This window comes from Methanoculleus nereidis (assembly GCF_032944295.1).
Classification (GTDB): Archaea; Halobacteriota; Methanomicrobia; order Methanomicrobiales; family Methanoculleaceae; genus Methanoculleus; species Methanoculleus nereidis.
The window spans coordinates 71088-88187 of the sequence record NZ_JABFFQ010000010.1; the positions used below are offsets into that span (position 1 = coordinate 71088).

Genomic DNA, 17100 nt, shown 5'->3' on the forward strand with positions numbered 1-17100 from the left:
CACAACACTTATCCTGCAGGCACTGTACACGCATCTTTGATGGCCACAATAACCGCCGGGCGGGTGAGGGAGGCGGCCGAACTGCTTGGCATCCGGGACCGTGCCAGCCAGAGTGAGATTCGCGTGCGCTACTCAGAGAAACTCAAGGAGTGGCATCCCGACGTGTCGCAGAAAGACCCGGCGGAGTCCCATGAGATGACGATACGCCTGAAAGAGGCCTACGATCTCCTGGTTGACTACTGCATGAACCGTCCCGTCTCGTTCAGGCTCGAAGATCTCGAAAAGGACCTGGCGCAGAACCCCGCCGACTACTGGATGGACCGGTTCGGCGACGACCCGATCTGGGGCTGACGGTCCTGTCACGAACTGCGCCGCCTCTGGACGAGGTAAACCGGTATGCCCGCCAGCATGACCGCGCTCCCGATACCGACGGCTGTTGCCGGCAGCATGAAAGCAAGCAGCAGGCATCCCAGAAGACCCAGTAGCGCAAAATTTCTGCTGTACAACCTCTCCTGCCCCGATAACGTGTATGCAGAGAGGTTCGTGACCGCGTAGTACAGCAGCACGGTAAACGAACTGAACCCTATCGCCGCGCGGAGGTCCGCGAGCAGCACCACCACGACCAGGATTACGCCGACCGTCAGTTCGGCAAGGTGCGGAACCCTGTGCACCGGGTGAACCCGGGCGAGGATCGAAGGCATTCTCTGGTCCGCCGCCATGGCAAAGAGCATCCGGCTGATGCCCGTCATCAGGGAGAGCAGCACCCCGAGGGTCGCAAACGTCGAACCAACCCGGATGATCCACTGCCACGATTGAAAACCTGCCCCGGCAAGCGCCGTCACCAGGGGCGCGTCGGACCGGGCGAGAGCAGCAGGCCCGACAAGGAGCAGCGCCGAGACGACGACGACGGCGTAGACAAAGAGCGTGATGCAAAGACCGAGCACGATTGCCCGTGGGATGGACGTCTCCGGGTCTTCGACCTCTTCTGCCAGGGTCGCGATCCTCGAATACCCCGCAAACGCGAAGAACCAGATCCCCGCCGACTGCAGGATCCCGTACAGGCCGTTCGGTCCGAGGATCGGGCTTAAGTTGCCGATATCCGGCTCGCCGGCGAAGACGAGGGCAACAATCGCGGAGAGAGAGAGCAGGACCACCACGACAATGATCTTCGTCGCACGGGCGGTCTTCTCGATCCCGAAGAAGTTCAACGCCGTGAATGCGATCACCGCCCCCGCGGCAAGGAACCGTGCATACTCCGGAGCCAGGTAGTAGCCGAAGGTGAGCGCGACCGCAGAGCAGCTGGCGAGTTTGCCGACCACGAACCCCCAGCCCGCAACCCAGGCCCAGAACTCGTTCAACCGCTCTCCGGCGTACACATAGGTGCCGCCCGACGCAGGGTAGAGACGGGCGAGCTGGGCCGACGATGTGGCGTTGCAGTACGCAACAGAGGCCGCAATCGCGAGGCCGAAAAGCAGCCCTGCCCCGGCCGCGGCCGCCGCCGGTGCAAGAGCCGTGAAGATCCCGGCCCCGATCATGGAGCCGAGCCCGATGAAGACGGCATCCTGCGTATTCAGTCTTCGCAAGAGCCTGCTTGCCTCGATTCCGCCGTGCGGGATCTTTGCCATGCGCCCTCCACGCTCACGACGACCAGGGACGGGAACCCGCGACCGCCGGGAACTATACGACCGGCGCGACAGTTAACCATTCCCGCGACGCGAAAGAGGCGTCCCCCGGAGCCCCGGCAACACGAGCAAACGCGAGGAAGTGGGAGGGAATTCTCTGACCATACAAAAGAACCCCTGCAGGGGAGATAACTCAAAAGCCCACTATTCCGCCGGATTCCCGACACATTGATATAGAATTATCCGGGTATAGCCCTCTTCTCTCGACCCGGGGGAGTGCATACCGGGATTCTGGTGATCGCTTGATGTTGAATAGTATCGGAGACGACGGGAAGAGCGAATACAAACCCACCCTCGTATCATGGAACGTCACCCACCGGTGCAACCTGCGGTGCGCCCACTGCTACATGGATGCCGGGGATGGTGGAGGGACCCCGGAACTCTCCACCGGTGAAGGAAAGATGCTCATCGACCAGGTTGCGCAGACCGGCTCCCCGGTGATGATCCTCAGCGGCGGAGAACCTCTGATGAGGGACGATATCTTTGAGATCGCCGGATACGGGACGCACCGGGGGCTCCGGATGGTCATCGGGACGAACGGGACCCTGATCGACGGCCGCACCGCGGTGCGGCTCGCCGGGGCGGGCATCCGGAAAGCGGCGATAAGTCTCGACTCTGCCGATCCGGGGGTTCACGACCGGTTCAGGGGGGTGACGGGTGCCTGGGAGCGTGCGGTCGCGGGCATCGAGGCGTGCAGGGATGCCGGTATCCCCGTCCAGGTGCACACGACTGTAACCCTCCAGAACCACCGCGAGCTGGAGGCTATCGCGGAATTCGGGGAAGAACTCGGGGTGCACGACTTCCAGTTCTTCTTCCTCGTCCCCACGGGGAGGGGGAAGGAGGTCGTCGACATCTCCCCGGAGATGTACGAGGCCCTGATCCGGGAGATTCTCCGGCTGAGGGCTGATAGGGATCTATCCATCCGCCCGACGTGCGCCCCGCAGTACGTGCGGATTGCGTCAACGATGGGTCTTCCCGTAGTAGAGGGGGAACGGGGATGCATCGCGGGCATCCGCTACTGCAGGATAGACCCAGGCGGAGAGGTCACCCCCTGCCCCTACCTTCCGCTGGGTCTCGGGAACATCCGGAAAACCTCGTTTGCAGAGATCTGGAACGGTTCGGAGGTCTTTAGAAACCTCCGCTCCGGCGATGCCCTGACGGGCAAATGCGGTGTGTGCGAGTATCGTTCTGCCTGCGGGGGGTGCCGCGCCCGGGCATACGGGCTCACGGAAGAGGGGTCGCAGGCCGGCGATTACCTGGCAGAGGACCCCTGGTGTCTCTACGAGCCGGGGGTGCGGTGAATGCACCTCGATCCGCGTGACCGGGTGCTCCTCCAGCAGGTGCAGGACGACTTCCCCCTCGATCCCCGGCCGTACCGGGTTCTCGGAGAGATCCTCGGGATGCCGGAGCGGGAGGTGATGGGGCGGCTGACCGATCTCTCCCGTCGGGGGGTGATCAGGCATATCGCGCCGATCCTCGAACCCGGAAGTCTCGGCATCCGCGCCTCCACGCTCGTCGCGATGCGGGTGCCGGAAGAGCGGATGCACGAGGTCGCGGCGATCGTGAACGAGTACGACGGCGTGTCCCACAACTACCGGCGCGACGGCGACTACAACCTCTGGTTCACCATCGCCGCTGCGGACGAAGAGGAACTCTCAAAGACACTCGGTGAGATCGGGCGGCGGTCGATGATCCCTTCCCGGGACGTCCTGAACCTCCCGGTGGTGCGAAGGTTCAAACTCGACGTGCGGTTCCGGTTTCTCGAGGAGGAAGACGATGATGGACGAGGTCGATAGGGAACTGCTCAGATTGACGCAGGACGGTATCGGGATCGAGGAGAGGCCGTTTCTCCATGCGGCAAGGAGGCTTCGGATCAGCGAGGAGGAAGTCGTCGGCCGGCTGCGAAGGCTCGGGGAGATCGGCGTCGTCCGCCGGTTCGGGACGAGGATCAACCCCCGGAAGGCCGAAATGGTGGCGAACGCCATGGTGGTCTGGAACGTCCCCGAGAACCGCATCGCCGAGATCGGAGCCGCCATGGCAGAGAGCCCCGACGTAACCCACTGCTACGAACGCCGCACCATCCCCGGCCAGTGGAAGTACAACCTCTACACCGTGCTCCACTGCCGCGATAGGGAGGACGCGCACCGCAGGGTCGCGGCCCTCTCCCGGGCGACCGGTGCCGCCGAATACCGGGTTCTCTTCAGCACCGAGGAGTTCAAGCAGCGGCCGAGCGGCCGGATCGGCCCTGCGGCAGGGCCGGGGCGTGAGCGATGAACCGGATCACCCGGTACCTGCACGCAGGCGGCACGGTCAGCGAGGTGCTCCGGCACCGTGCCGGTGAGAGGACGCCGAGCGGGGTGCTTGCATTCTCCGACATCCGCCGGCCTGTCGTCTTCTGGAACATCACGAACCGGTGCAACCTGCTCTGCTCCCACTGCTACATCCGAGCAGGGCCGGGGCGAGAGCGCGAGGACGAGCTGACGACAGAGGAGGGGCTTTGCCTGATCGACGATCTTGCGGAGATGCACGTCCCCCTCCTGCTCTTTTCAGGGGGCGAGCCACTGATCCGGGAGGATTTCTGGGAACTCGCCGGGCATGCGAAAGAGCGGGGCCTCGTCACCGCCCTGAGCACCAACGGCACGCTGATCACGCCCGCCGTTGCACGGCGGCTCCACGATGTCGGGGTGGAGTACGCGGGGGTATCGCTCGACGGGGCGACCGTACGGACGCATGATCGCATACGAAACGTCCCGGGGAGCTTTGACCTGGCCGTCTCGGCGCTCGAAAACTGCAAGGCCGCCGGGCTGAAGTGCGGGGTCCGGGTGACCGCAACGCGAGAGAACCGCACCGAGATTCCCGCCCTCATCGACCTCGCCCTGGAAGTCGGGGCGGAACGGTTCTGCGTCTACTGGCTGGTCCCGAGCGGGCGGGGAGGCGAGGGTTACGAAAGCCTGCAGCTCCGATCCCGCGAGGTTGTCGGTCTGCTCGACCTGCTCATCAAGAGGGCGCGCGATGGGGACCCGGCGGCCATGGAGTTCCTCACGGTCGACGCGCCCCAGGACACCGTATACCTGCTCGAGAGACTGCAGGAGGAGGATCTCCCCCGATACGAGAGCATGTGCACCCTCCTCACACGCTCCGGTGTCGGGTGCAGCGCGGGGGACCGGATCGCAAACATCGATCCGTCCGGCGACGTCTATCCCTGCCAGTTCGCCCAGATGGACGAACTTAAGCTAGGAAACGTCAGGGAGAAGCCCTTCAGCGCCATCTGGAACGATCCGGAGAACCGGATCCTCGCCGACTTCCGGAGGAAGAAGGACCTGGTCGGGGGGTCCTGCGGGCGATGCTCCTACCGCGACTGCTGCGGCGGGGGGTGCAGGATCCGTGCGTTTGCCGAAAGCGGTGATCTCTGGGCTGAAGATCCCCTCTGCCCCCTCCGCCGCGAGGAGCCACGGGAAGGGGCGTAACCGGGGAGGGGCGATCCTCCAGAAATCTGTTTTAAAGGCGTATTTGACGGATATGGCCGTTCTACGCGCCCGCCCGCGCCGCGCAGTTACATTTATGAGACCCGACCGGGATGTGGGGGCACGCCCGCCGGGGAGAGCAGCGGTATATGGCCGGCCGGGGTAAGAGGGTTGCAGGTGAGAGAGTATGGATAAGAGAAAGATAGACGAGAAGAGCAAGCAGGAGCAGCTTGACGAGTTCCACCAGGACCCTGAGCAGGAGTTCCTGACGACGAATCAGGGGGTCCGGGTAAGCCATACCGATGACGCGTTAAAAGCAGGGGAACGGGGGCCGACGCTTCTAGAGGACTTCCACTTCCGCGAGAAACTGACGCATTTCGACCACGAACGGATCCCCGAGCGGGTCGTCCACGCCCGGGGCTCGGGCGCTCATGGCTACTTTCAGGTCTACGAGCCGATGACCGAGTACACGAGGGCGGCGTTTCTCCAGGATCCCGGGAAGAAGACGCCGGTCTTCGTCCGGTTCTCGACCGTCGTGGGATTTCGGGGGTCCGCCGATACGGTCAGGGACGTCCGGGGGTTCGCGACGAAGTTCTACACGGAGGAGGGGAACTACGACCTCGTCGGCAACAACATGCCGGTCTTCTTCATCGTGGATGCGATCAAGTTCCCCGACCTCGTCCACTCCATCAAACCGGAGCAGCATCACCAGATGCCGCAGGCCTCCGCCGCTCACGACACCTTCTGGGACTTTGTCGGGAACCTTCCTGAGATCACGCACATGATCATGTGGGTCCTCTCGGATCGGGCGCTCCCGAGGAGTTACCGGATGATGGAGGGGTTCGGGGTCAACACCTTCCGGTTCATCAACGCCGAGGGGAAGGCGCGGTTCGTCAAGTTCCACTGGCGGCCGCTGCTCGGCGTCCATTCGCTCGTCTGGGACGAGACGCAGAAGATCGCCGGAAAAGACCCGGACTTCAACCGCCGCGACCTCTGGGAGGCGATCGAGATGGGGGACTACCCGGAGTTCGAGTTCGGGGTGCAGATGATCGAGGAGGCGGACGAGCACAACTTCGACTTCGATATCCTGGATGCGACGAAGATCTGGCCCGAGGAGGAGGTGCCGATCCGGTGGATCGGGAAGATGACCCTGAACCGGAACCCGGACAACTTCTTCGCGGAGACCGAGCAGGTCGCCTTCTGCCCAGCGAACGTCGTGCCGGGGATCGACTTCTCGAACGACCCGCTCCTCCAGGGCCGGCTCTTCTCGTACCTGGATACCCAGCTGATACGCCTCGGCGGCCCGAACTTCCAGGAGATCCCGATCAACCGGACGCTCGCGCCCGCCGCGAACAATCAGCGGGAGGGCTACAACCGGATGACGATCAACATGGGCGAGAGCAGTTACTTCCCGAACGCGCTCGGCGGGAACAAGCCCCGGCCGGCCCGGGTGGAGGAGGGCGGGTTCGTCCACTACCAGGAAAAGATCGAGGGCAAGAAGATCCGTGCACGGAGCGAGAAGTTCAATGACCACTTCAGCCAGGCGAAACTCTTCTGGAACAGCATGTCGGACGCGGAGAAGGAGCATATCGTCAAGGCCTTCCACTTCGAGCTCGGGAAGGTCTCGGACTTCGGGGTCCGCAAAAGGGTGGTGGACCTCATGAACAACGTCGACGGCGATCTCGCGATACGGATCGCGGAAGGGATCGGGGTGCCGCCCCCGGCAGAGAAGGGCGCGTCCTCCGGCACGAAGAAGTCCCCGAACCTCAGCCAGGAGAGGACCGTCATGGACACCATTAAGAGCAGGAAGGTCGCGATCCTCGCGATGGAGGGTTACAACCACGACGAGGTGATACAGGTCAAGAAAGCGCTGAAGGATGCGGGCGCTCACCCACAGATCGTCTCGCAGTTCCTTGGCACGATCAAGTCCGCCGACGGCAAAGAGATGGAGGTGGACAAGAGTTACGTCACCACCACCTCCGTCGTCTACGACGCCGTGTATGTCCCGGGGGGGATGCATGCAGAGAGACTGAAGAACCAGGGCTTCGCGATCCACTTCATCAACGAGGCCTTCAAGCACTGCAAACCGATCGGGGCGACGGGAGAAGGCGTCGAACTCCTGAAGGCATCGGATATCAAGGGCGTGACCTTTGCCGATGCCGGCTCCGGAGGAGAGGCCGTCTCCGAGATGGGGGTCGTGACCTGCGGGAGCCAGGGAGACGTGAACTCATTTGTCGAGCAGTTCAAGACGGCCATCGCCCGGCACCGCCACTGGGACCGGGAGAAGAAGGAGCAGGTACCGGCCTGAGGGGGATCGCTGCAAGAAGAGTCGGGGAGAACCTCCCCGGAGGTTCTTTTTAATTCTGATGGACCGCCTCAACTGCGCAGTTTCGGTGAGTTGAACCAGAGCCCGTGGAGTTGGTGCGACTCGTCGTCCTTTTTAAAGACGAACCGGAGAGCAACGCCGTCCTCCTGCTCGAACTTTGCTTTGTAGGTCACGGCGATGTGCTCGCCGGTCTCCGTGACAACGGGATCGCTCCTGGATTCATAAAGCCCGATCCGGGACGTGACATCTTCACGGTTCTGCTCAAACGCGGCCTCGTCGAGAGCCTGCCTCATCTCCGGGCTGAAGTCGCGAGAGTACAACGCATAGTTGCCCTCGTTGAAGCCCTGCATGACGTTGTCGGCGATCGGGTCCGCGTATTCGAGCACCTCTGCCTTCACGTCGTCGGAGACCACCGTCTCCTGGCTCATGCAGCCGGATGCCAGGACCGCGGCGATGAGGAGCAGGGCGGTGAGGAGCGGGATTCTGCGGAGATTCATGAGATAAAGTCGGATTGGGGAGGGATTAAGGTAGGGGTTGGATGGGGGGGGGACGGAACGACCCGGCGAGCACGGCGCCTGAACCCCGCGGTGTAAGAACGTGAACGCCCACGGAATGTTCGATGGTGTTGGTCGAGGAGGCGGGGGGTGGCGATCAGCCTCTATCCATTCCCTTCCCGCAGCAGGGTGGAGATGTCTTTCTCGGTCCTGCAGAGGCGCACCATCGACTGCGCAATCCGATACGGGTCGATCTCTTCCCCGAAGAAGAACTGAAGCCTCGTCCATCCGGACGGGTCGGTAGCGAGCTCGACCCTCTGCGTCTCCGGGATGGCCGTGGCGAGGTGCTCGCGGAGTCTGGGGAGAAAGTCCGCGACCTTCGGGTACTCTCTGTGTCTAACCCGTATCTCGATGCTGATGGAATCCTTCCAGTCGCCGAACTCGTAGTGCACCGCTGCCGGCCACCCCTCGCGGTACACGCGGACGCTCTCTTTGGTCGCGTGCGTTGAGAATATGGGCGGCTTCATCTTCGAGAATTTCTCGACGATCAATCGAAGCCGTAACCTCTGCCGCTTTATCTCCGGCTCCGCCTCTCCCGATACCAGGAAGCGGGAATGGTAGAAGTACTCATGCCTGCCGAGCCGGTAGCGCTCGACCACCAGCAGCCGGAGATCGAGATCGCTGTGTTCATTGAGGTAACTGAACTCCCGGATAAGGTCGTCCGGGGCAGCGTCGAGGACGATGATGCCCCTTATCTGCCCGGCTCTCAGGTACGATGCAACGTTGCTCCTCACCAGGGCGAGCCGGTCCTCGGGGTTCTCTTCCCCCTCGGCATCGGCCATAGACTGGAATGTCTCTTCGAGAAGGCCTCCAGACCTCTCGTTCACTTCTTCGGGCGTAAGGTTGCGCATTGCTGAGAGGTAGTCGCATAACCGGCCGACGATCTCGCGCCAGGGAACGGCGGGATACTTCTCCCGGATGGGCAGCGGGATCTTTTTGGCCGCTTCGCCGATGATCTCGAACTTCCTGATGACGGGCTCTGAGTCCTGTCGTCGTGCAGGAACTGATCATAGGTCATGCCTGCGGTAAACTCCTCAATCTTCTCAAGCGCAGCAGCAAGGTCCGAGAGATAGAGCGTATGCGATCTCATGCAACAAGGAGGTCCCGGGTAACCGATCTCCGGATCTCCGGGCGGAGTGCCGCCGCCGGGACGACGTCCACGCCGGACCCGAGTTTTTCTTCGAGATACTGTGACAGCCCGACGAAGTCGAAGAGATCCGCACCGGAATCGAACTCGACGAGTACGTCGATATCGCTGCCCTCCCCCTGTTCATCACGGGCGTATGACCCGAAGAGGGCGATGCTCTCGACGTGATAGCGCTCTCTGAGTTCGGCCTTCAGGGAGCGAAGGATCTCGAGGACTTCGGTACGGGTTTTCACGTGCGTCACGCTCCTGCCGTATGTCCTCTTACGCTCGCGGGTTGCTTTAATCTATTGTTCGCCGTGGGAGCATCGGCCCCGGTCATCACGGTATCCCCTGCCAAAGGTGGTGCCGGCACGGCATGTCCCGGAGCCGGTGCGTTTCCGGCCGGGTCTGTTAGATCCACCGGGGCAAACGAGAGATTGTGCAACGATCCATTGCACTAACCTGATGGCGTACTGGTGTTGGGGCCGGCGATACCCGGGAATGCGCCAATTCTCCAACCGGTGGTTGGAGATCTGCAGGAGGAGTTTCTGGCATCGACGGTCTCCGGCGTATGGAGTGTTATCTTTGGGGCATCCGCCGGCCCTGAAAAACTCGCACAACCTGTGCGAGATATCGGTCAGGTGAGAAATGTGAGTTTATCCCCCATCACTGCGCCGCCTTCTTCTCCTGCACCGGGGCGTTCTTGATCGTAACGTCGACCGACTTCGAGTTCTTCCCGCGAACCTCCACCTTATACGTACCCGGCGCCGGGAACTTGTGCGCGAAGAACGTGTAGGTCTGCGGGCCGCCGGCGGAGAGATCCTGCTTCTTGCCGACCTGTTCGCCGTTGATCCACAACTGCGCCTTGAAGTGCGTATTCCAGTCCGAGTTCGGGACACCCTCGTTGTCGAACCAGTAGCCGATGCTCACCGAGACGTTCGGGAAGAAGTACACGTTGCCCTTCTCGTCGCGGCCGCCGCCCGTGCTGCCGCTGACCGTGGCAGTCGCTTCGACGGAGTTGATGGTTGCATCACGGTATGTTGGAGCCATGGCACTCCATGTATAAAAGTAGTATAATAAATTACCTCTCTGCCGCATTACTGCTCGGAGGCCCGCCAATACCGCGTGCGGGATCGTTTTGCCGCCGACCGGATTCGCATGCGGATTTTGAGCACTCTTGAGACTCGCAATCGTAAATTCCGGATGCGAGGGATGTTGCGTCCGGCTGGTGAGGGATTGAAACGCGAAGGAGGGAGGGAGATAATCCCCTTTATTGCCATTATCAAAGTTTAGAAAATGTATAAGGGGCGAGGAATTAAAAAAGTAAAACGGAATGTTTAAAATTCATTAGGGTGCAAAGAGCCATAAAGCTAAGGGGAAGTAGTCAGTATTAAACTTTGTTAAGATGTTGGCTATAAAATAACCAGATTTCGATTTCTGATGTATCAAGGATTTCACAATCGCAAAGTAGGATGGCAAACCGAAAAGAGAATTCCCAGCGATGTATTATGAAAGACAATGTAATTCCCTACTTTTTCACTTTCATCCTGCGTAAGATATCTTTAAGCAAAACAAACTTGGTAGTTACCTGGCTTGGTAATGAGGGGCTTTGATAGAGTGGCAACAAGAATTCCAAAGAAACAATGTGGATCTTCCTGTCCGATTCCACGATGTACTAGACTCGAGACTGGCATGAGCATTGCACCTCTGATTCCACTCGCAAGGCGGGAAGGGAACAGCAAAAAGCCAGTCTATCAGATGCATAAATGGTGGGCTCGACGTCTCGGCGTAAATTTCCGGTTTTTACTATTAGGCGCTATGTCTCGTAGTGGTGTGCACGAGAAGACAATCTGGCGCCAGTTCTACCAGCCTGACACCAAGCTGGACATAACTGTCTTAGACCCTTTCATGGGCGGTGGAACCTCAATTGTCGAAGCCACCAAGCTTGGTGCCCGCACAATCGGTGTTGACATAGACCCTATGGCTTGGTTCATCGTAAATAAGCAAATCGGTGAAGTTGACGAAGCAGCATTTAGGGAGGATTGGGAAGCTGTCCAGCGGGATATAAGTGAGCGCATCCGTAGTTACTACTATACTCAAGTCAACGGAAAGTTAGCCACTGTAGTGTACTACTTCTGGGTCGAAGTAATTCCTTGTGAATCATGCGGGCATGAATTTGAAGGGCACATACACTTTCTGCTCTATTCCAAAAAGACCAACAATGGAACAGGTCCAAGCCGCTTGGGTTTTTGTCATTCATGTCATAAACTGCATGAACTTCGCTCTGATGAGAAGTATATCGACTGCATATGTGGTGAGCGAACCGAGGTAGAAAAAGGCAACTTACTCCGTGGTGGCAAGTATATTTGCCCAAACTGCCATCACGAAGCACGTATCAGTGATTTATCCCCTGAGCTACTGCCTCTCAGACACCGTCTTTTTGCAATCGAATATATTGACCCTGACACAGGAGAAAGAGCTTACAAGAAAGCAGATGCCGCAGATCAACAGCTCTATGAAAAGGCGAACAAAGACTTAACTCACCTATGGGATAAATTGCCTATTCCAAAACAAAGCATTCCTATCGAAGGCAGGTCAGATCTTCGGCCCGTGAGTTTAGGATATAAAAAGTATCATGAGTTATTCAATAGACGCCAGTTACTATGTCTCGCTCTGATACTTCGTCGGATTAACGGGGTTACTAATTCCACACATCGCGAGTTATTGCTTCTCGCATTTTCTGACTCACTAGCCTGCAACAATTGGTTCTGCAGTTATGCATTTGGATATCGGAAGCTTACCCCGCTGTTTGGTCTTCACGCTTTTCGGAGAATTGCTAGACCCGTGGAAGGAAATGTTTGGGGGACAACAATTGGGCGAGGCAGTTTTACCTCTTCCGTCGAAAAAGTATTGAGAGGGAAGAGATTTAGCGCAAAACCGTTCGAATATATATACGAAAAAGAACGTCCAAGAAGAATAGAAGCACGTAATCCCGCTCAGGCCACAATTGTTAGCGACGTTAATAATCTTGTCAGAGCGAGTGGCCAAACCGCCCATCTAGCTATTGCTGACTCACGAGACCTTTCATGGTTACCAGAGCGATCGGTCGATCTTGTATTGACTGATCCGCCCTATTATGATAACCTAGCGTATTCAGAAATGGCTGATTTTTACTTTGTTTGGTTGAAAGACCATGTGAAGTGGTCGATCAAGCAAACCAGTCAGCACTCACCTATCAGTGATTCCCTCTTTGTACGTACAACGGCAGAAGAAGAGCACCGCCATTATACAGAAGGACTGACCAACGTGTTCTCCGGATGTCGAAAGGCTCTAAAAAATGAGGGTATCATGGTCTTTACGTATCACCATGTCAAAAGAAAAGCTTGGGAATCACTGACAATGGCATTACGCCATGCAGACTTCCGTGTCACGAGTTGTTTCCCAATATTAGCGGAGGGTAAAAGCGGATTCCATAGTGACCAAGGTAATCTGAAATGGGATATTGTCTTTGTTTGTAGACCTGGTGCTAAAGAGAACGCACTGGACTATCGACCCGGCCCTGCCAAGAGGTGGCTTGCATCACGCCTAACGAAATTGGGTCTTGAGGCTGGCTCTGGAGATGGCAACTTTGGGGGAGCAGACAGGAAAAGCCTTGCTTTTGGTTTGACGGTTTCTTACCTCACCAACTGCAATGTTTCCGATGAAAAAATTAGAGAAATCCTTGAGACCCTTGAAAAAACATCTATTTCAGGAGGATATGAACAAACCTAACCTCTGAGGAGAATTGTATGATTAATAAGTTTGCAGATATGATCGATGACTACCTCGAAGAACAACAGGCCGAAATCCTTGATAGGAAGGAACCATTTGAAATTGCTGGCAAACGTCAAGAGCTTAACGTAATTCGCTTGCCATTGCGCCTTCTCACGTATAATATTCGGAATGGAAGATTTGCTGCCGAGTTGCTAGAGTTAGAAGCAAGTGAGGGGCGTCGTCTCGATCCTTCAAAAGAAAGGGATGCAGCTAAAATTGAAGAACTCCTGCTCCGTGACCGTACAAAAACCGATTGGTTAAGAAGAGACATAGAACGAGTAGGCCAACTCCAGCCTGCAACAATCACTCACGACGGTTTTATTATCAACGGTAACCGACGAGCAGCGATTCTTAACCAACTGTTTAGAGAGACTGGAGACCAACACTTCGCGTACCTAGAGGTCGTGAGGCTCCCGACGAACGTATCATCTTCAGATCTTTGGAGATTTGAGGCGGGTTTCCAGTTGGCAGTGGAACTGAAGGCAGATTACGGCCCAATAAACGAATTGCTGAAAATCAAGGAGGGGCGTGAATATGGACTTCAAGATCAAGAAATCGCTATTATCCTTGGCGGCGATAACACAGCAGACTCTGTGCGTAAGAAACTGAAACGACTGGATCTGATCGAGGACTACTTAGCCTACTTTGGACAAGATAAGCGATATTCAACAGTCGAGGGCCGTGTTGAGCACTTCATCGATCTTGATAGTATAATGCAAAAGTCGGACTGGAAGAAACTCGACACAGCGCAACAGACTCAAGTCTTGCATGCGGCTTATCTTATGATCAGCGTCGCAAGAATACCGCACCTTGACGTCCGAAAGATCGGCAAATTTATACAGGATCCCCGTACCGCCCTAGAGTGGGCAAATAAGACGCTTAAGATCGGTGGAGTTGAGGAAGAAGTACAAGTTCCATTGAAAGAGAAGGACCCTTCTCTTGAACCATTAGAAGAAGAAATTCAAGAATTAGAGGCCAAGATTTTAGAAAAGACATCTGATTCTGCAGCCATTGCTTCCACGCCAGCTGATAAGCAGCAAAAACTTCCCGAGCAACGAAAAGTAATCGAACACGATCAAGTCGCTACATCGAAGCCATTACCAAAACAACCAAAGCCGCCAGAAATATCGAAGGCAGCATCGTCAAACCCAAAAGACTCATCAAAGAAAGAGCTGCTTAAAGAAGTATTTCAAGAGACAGCTGAAAAGGCAGATTTAGATCGACAGAAGAAAAAACCCGCTCAAATTCTCAAACGGGTTGAAAGCAACTTACAAGCCCTTGATGATGTTTCAAACGAACACTTAAGGCCTTACTCCAATGAATTTAATCGAATTGAAGCACTCGTAAGAAAATTGGCCACACGATTTGGGTAATGCCGTGTTTACAATAGATTACGACCCTAACTCGGATCGGATCGCGATTCGTGGGATATCTGCAACCCAGCTTCTAAAAAGCAGATCTGGAACTGCTCTTTCGGTGATTCTGGGCTTCAGGCCGCAAGGGAACGACCTACTTATAGGGCCAGCAGAAAACCGGCCGGGAAGCAAGATTGCAGACACAGTGAAAACTCTTTCCGAAGCTGGAATAGATACCGAGCTATCGGATACAGCAAAGCGAGTACTCAAGGAACATATTACTTACTTACGATCCTTCCGTTCTTCATCGGTTGCGGGTAGAGAGTTATTCCAAAATCCTCCAGTAAGTGTCTCTCTCCCACCTTCTTTCCACCGTGAACTCAGAAAATTCCAGATACTTCCCGTACGTCATCTAATAGAGGTTGCAAATGCTGCAAACTTTTCTGTTCCTGGAAGTGGCAAGACTACAATGGTTCTCGCCGCCTATTCAATCCTCAAAGACATAGGTGAAATCTCAAAAATATTCGTGGTGTGCCCGCGATCTGCCTTCGTGCCTTGGACAGAAGAATACCAAGAATGTTTCGGCGCTACACCCAATGCATTACAAATAGCAGGGCAACCACTTGACCGCGCGCAACAAATGGCAAACGCAGAGAGGTTTGAACTCTTCTTGTGCACATACCAGATGTTAGCAAACGAACGCGACGCTGTGGCCCAGATACTGAGAAAATATCCATGTCTTCTAGTACTCGATGAATCTCACCACATCAAGCGCGGAGAAGGAGGCGCTTGGTTCGACGCAGTAAATGAGATCGCACCGCTTGCACGACGCAGGATCATTCTAACTGGTACCCCTGCACCCAATCGGCTTGAGGACCTCCTGCCTCAATTTGAAGTTCTTTGGCCAGGTCTAAATCCTGCACGAAAAGCCATGGATCTTTACGGTAAAGATGATAGAATTGAGGACTTCAGAGAATCTCTGCGTCCCTACTATGCTCGCGTACGGAAAGATGAACTCGAACTCCCCAAAAGAAACGTAATCAGGATCCCAGTGCGTTTGGGTGATGTGCAACAACGCATCTATAATATTTTATGCAACAGAATTCTTCCTCACACTCTACGTAAAATTGAAGAGCGCAATCTTGTTAGGGACCTGCGAAAGGCGCTTGTGATCCGGCTCCTTCAAGCTGCCTCAAATCCTACATTGCTTGGAGAATACTCCAATGAGTTCCGTGTTCCTCCATTCTCAGCGGCAGGCGTGGACCTAGATCAGTTGATCCAGAACTACTCAGACTATGAAACGCCACAGAAACTACTAGTTGCCGTAAATATTGCGACACAACTTGCCGAAGAGCGGCAAAAATCAATTATTTGGACATCTTTTGTGCATAACGCCGAACTACTGTATAAAACAGTAAAAGACTCGGGAATCGAAGCTGTTTTGGTAACTGGCAGTACTACCAAAGACGAAGGCTCAGAACAGAACAGAGATGCCCTCCTTCACCAATTCAAAACCGATAAATCGACCAAGGTTCTTGTGGCGACTATCCCAGCGATCGCCGAATCGGTTTCGCTCCACAAGGAGTGTCATGACGCTATCTATGTCGACAGAACATTCAATTGTGGCCTCTACATGCAGACATTGGATCGGATCCATAGAGTAGGGCTACCCCCAGATGCAAACGTTAGATACCACTTGCTCTTAGGTGTTAATACTCTCGATGAAACAGTCAACACGCGCCTCCAACACAAGATGGATGTCATGTACCGTGTGCTAAATGACGATATTGACATTTTAGATCTTGATGTGCCGGACGATCTTTCCGAAGGAGACTGGGATAGTGATGATATTGCAGCTGTATTAGAACACCTTCGTCAGCACATCTCACAGTAGGGCCCGGTCATGCCTGGATTTCAATGCCTTGAAACAATTAGAAGTCCCAATGAATTAAACCGACTTCTTTTTCTAGTTCGGGAATTAGGTGGAGAGAACGGTCCTGTCACCAAAGACAGACTTCAGCTGGCAATGCAAAGTCGAAATTGTCAGATAGGGCCCGTCCCCTTTGACGACCTTCTTGACCTAGCCCTCCATTTTTACCTGATCCACGTTCGCGAAGATTCCATATCCATCACCAGAACAGGCGATACCTTTCTTGTAGAGAATCCGAATCACCAGTACCTTCTCACCGAATCTCAAAAGTACCTTCTAATTACATCAATTCTATTTGGTCGAACTCAACTCAGCAAAGAATTCGAGAACATATTAGGAGAATTCTCGTACAACCTAAAATCTGATTGTTATGAGGGCATGAGCAGAGTTCCATCAGGTCGACTGACGTCTCTAGGTATCAGACTACTGTGTAGCGCGCTCGATTTTATAGATACTACAGAGGATGGCGTTTGTTATCTCAACCCGAGTTATAACACCAAAATTGCCCGCCGGATCCGCATTTTCCGCCAGAGCGAATGGGACGGACAAGAACCGTCAGAAGCAATTTTAGCGCGATCGAAACACGCAGAGGAACTAATTTATGATGAGGAAAAACGTCGGTTACTAGCAGAAGGGTTCCCTGACCTCAGTCGTCGCGTTCAATTAGTAAGTGAATACAATTCAGCAGCTGGGTTCGACATTCAATCATATGAGGGCATATGCTCTAGTGTCTTTTGTCCCACATTTTTATAACAACAATTATATTGTTCCATGTTGAATACAACTCTCATGGGGAAGAGCAAGTACACCGTTACCCTTACCGACGACCAGCGTTCGTTCCTCGAAGGCC

The 17100-nt window shown here is 55.6% G+C and carries 15 protein-coding genes; 10 read left to right on the forward strand and 5 right to left on the reverse strand.

The genetic code is table 11. The features are described 5' to 3' along the window. The first annotated feature begins 39 nt into the window (after window positions 1-39). The gene (locus HL657_RS11435) at window positions 40-351 is read left to right on the forward strand and encodes a J domain-containing protein (RefSeq protein WP_317296946.1); all 312 of its coding nucleotides are present in this window, start codon (window positions 40-42) and stop codon (window positions 349-351) included. Window positions 352-359: 8 nt separating this feature from the next. Here the strand turns inward: HL657_RS11435 and HL657_RS11440 are convergent, their stop codons facing one another. Then, entirely contained in the window at window positions 360-1625 is a 1266-nt protein-coding gene (locus HL657_RS11440; RefSeq protein ID WP_317296947.1) for an APC family permease, read from the reverse strand. Between HL657_RS11440 and HL657_RS11445 the strand changes: the two genes are divergently transcribed. The 6 genes from HL657_RS11445 to HL657_RS11470 all read left to right on the forward strand — a co-directional run bounded on the left by HL657_RS11445 (window position 1619) and on the right by HL657_RS11470 (window position 7454). After that, a complete protein-coding gene (locus HL657_RS11445) occupies window positions 1619-1783 on the forward strand; it encodes a hypothetical protein (RefSeq protein ID WP_317296948.1) in 165 nt (54 codons plus the stop codon). The genes HL657_RS11440 and HL657_RS11445 overlap by 7 nt on opposite strands. 144 nt (window positions 1784-1927) lie before the next feature. Further along, window positions 1928-2983: a radical SAM/SPASM domain-containing protein gene (locus HL657_RS11450; RefSeq protein WP_317296949.1), complete on the forward strand. Its 1056-nt coding sequence runs from the start codon at window positions 1928-1930 to the stop codon at window positions 2981-2983. Next, on the forward strand, window positions 2984-3478 hold the full coding sequence (gene ahbA / locus HL657_RS11455; protein WP_317296950.1) for a siroheme decarboxylase subunit alpha: 495 nt from the start codon (window positions 2984-2986) through the stop codon (window positions 3476-3478). Further along, entirely contained in the window at window positions 3459-3956 is a 498-nt protein-coding gene (gene ahbB / locus HL657_RS11460) for a siroheme decarboxylase subunit beta (protein ID WP_317296951.1), read from the forward strand. The genes ahbA and ahbB overlap by 20 nt, the downstream gene beginning before the upstream one ends. Beyond that, the gene (locus tag HL657_RS11465; protein ID WP_317296952.1) at window positions 3953-5149 is read left to right on the forward strand and encodes a radical SAM/SPASM domain-containing protein; all 1197 of its coding nucleotides are present in this window, start codon (window positions 3953-3955) and stop codon (window positions 5147-5149) included. Before ahbB ends, HL657_RS11465 begins: the two co-directional genes overlap by 4 nt. 184 nt (window positions 5150-5333) lie before the next feature. Beyond that, entirely contained in the window at window positions 5334-7454 is a 2121-nt protein-coding gene (locus tag HL657_RS11470; RefSeq protein WP_317296953.1) for a catalase, read from the forward strand. A 68-nt stretch (window positions 7455-7522) separates the two neighbouring features. On the opposite strand, the gene HL657_RS11475 is transcribed toward HL657_RS11470, so the two are convergent. The 4 genes from HL657_RS11475 to HL657_RS11490 all read right to left on the reverse strand — a co-directional run bounded on the left by HL657_RS11475 (window position 7523) and on the right by HL657_RS11490 (window position 10202). Continuing rightward, window positions 7523-7969 carry a DUF3887 domain-containing protein gene (locus tag HL657_RS11475; RefSeq protein WP_317296954.1) on the reverse strand — a complete coding sequence of 149 codons (447 nt, stop codon included), beginning with the start codon at window positions 7967-7969 and terminating at the stop codon, window positions 7523-7525. A 161-nt stretch (window positions 7970-8130) separates the two neighbouring features. Further along, complete coding sequence (locus HL657_RS11480; protein WP_317296955.1) at window positions 8131-8877, reverse strand: hypothetical protein; 747 nt, start codon at window positions 8875-8877, stop codon at window positions 8131-8133. A 235-nt stretch (window positions 8878-9112) separates the two neighbouring features. Beyond that, on the reverse strand, window positions 9113-9415 hold the full coding sequence (locus tag HL657_RS11485) for a nucleotidyltransferase family protein (protein WP_317296956.1): 303 nt from the start codon (window positions 9413-9415) through the stop codon (window positions 9113-9115). Window positions 9416-9818: 403 nt separating this feature from the next. Further along, a complete protein-coding gene (locus tag HL657_RS11490; RefSeq protein WP_317296957.1) occupies window positions 9819-10202 on the reverse strand; it encodes a hypothetical protein in 384 nt (127 codons plus the stop codon). A 783-nt stretch (window positions 10203-10985) separates the two neighbouring features. Between HL657_RS11490 and HL657_RS11495 the strand changes: the two genes are divergently transcribed. The 3 genes from HL657_RS11495 to HL657_RS11505 are packed head-to-tail and all read left to right on the forward strand — an operon-like array spanning window position 10986 to window position 16214. Beyond that, the gene (locus tag HL657_RS11495) at window positions 10986-12923 is read left to right on the forward strand and encodes a hypothetical protein (protein ID WP_317296958.1); all 1938 of its coding nucleotides are present in this window, start codon (window positions 10986-10988) and stop codon (window positions 12921-12923) included. Between the two features lie 17 nt (window positions 12924-12940). Then, the gene (locus HL657_RS11500) at window positions 12941-14338 is read left to right on the forward strand and encodes a hypothetical protein (protein WP_317296959.1); all 1398 of its coding nucleotides are present in this window, start codon (window positions 12941-12943) and stop codon (window positions 14336-14338) included. Between the two features lie 4 nt (window positions 14339-14342). Next, window positions 14343-16214, forward strand: a complete 1872-nt coding sequence (locus HL657_RS11505; RefSeq protein WP_317296960.1) for a DEAD/DEAH box helicase — start codon at window positions 14343-14345, stop codon at window positions 16212-16214. The last annotated feature ends 886 nt before the right edge of the window (window positions 16215-17100 follow it).

Coding starts and splice junctions, on each gene's coding strand:
- HL657_RS11435 (WP_317296946.1), top strand. CDS start 40: ATGGCCACAATAACCGCCGGGCGGGTGAGGGAGGCGGCCGAACTGCTT.
- HL657_RS11440 (WP_317296947.1), bottom strand. CDS start 1,625: ATGGCAAAGATCCCGCACGGCGGAATCGAGGCAAGCAGGCTCTTGCGA.
- HL657_RS11450 (WP_317296949.1), top strand. CDS start 1,928: ATGTTGAATAGTATCGGAGACGACGGGAAGAGCGAATACAAACCCACC.
- ahbA (WP_317296950.1), top strand. CDS start 2,984: ATGCACCTCGATCCGCGTGACCGGGTGCTCCTCCAGCAGGTGCAGGAC.
- ahbB (WP_317296951.1), top strand. CDS start 3,459: ATGATGGACGAGGTCGATAGGGAACTGCTCAGATTGACGCAGGACGGT.
- HL657_RS11465 (WP_317296952.1), top strand. CDS start 3,953: ATGAACCGGATCACCCGGTACCTGCACGCAGGCGGCACGGTCAGCGAG.
- HL657_RS11470 (WP_317296953.1), top strand. CDS start 5,334: ATGGATAAGAGAAAGATAGACGAGAAGAGCAAGCAGGAGCAGCTTGAC.
- HL657_RS11475 (WP_317296954.1), bottom strand. CDS start 7,969: ATGAATCTCCGCAGAATCCCGCTCCTCACCGCCCTGCTCCTCATCGCC.
- HL657_RS11480 (WP_317296955.1), bottom strand. CDS start 8,877: ATGCGCAACCTTACGCCCGAAGAAGTGAACGAGAGGTCTGGAGGCCTT.
- HL657_RS11490 (WP_317296957.1), bottom strand. CDS start 10,202: ATGGCTCCAACATACCGTGATGCAACCATCAACTCCGTCGAAGCGACT.
- HL657_RS11500 (WP_317296959.1), top strand. CDS start 12,941: ATGATTAATAAGTTTGCAGATATGATCGATGACTACCTCGAAGAACAA.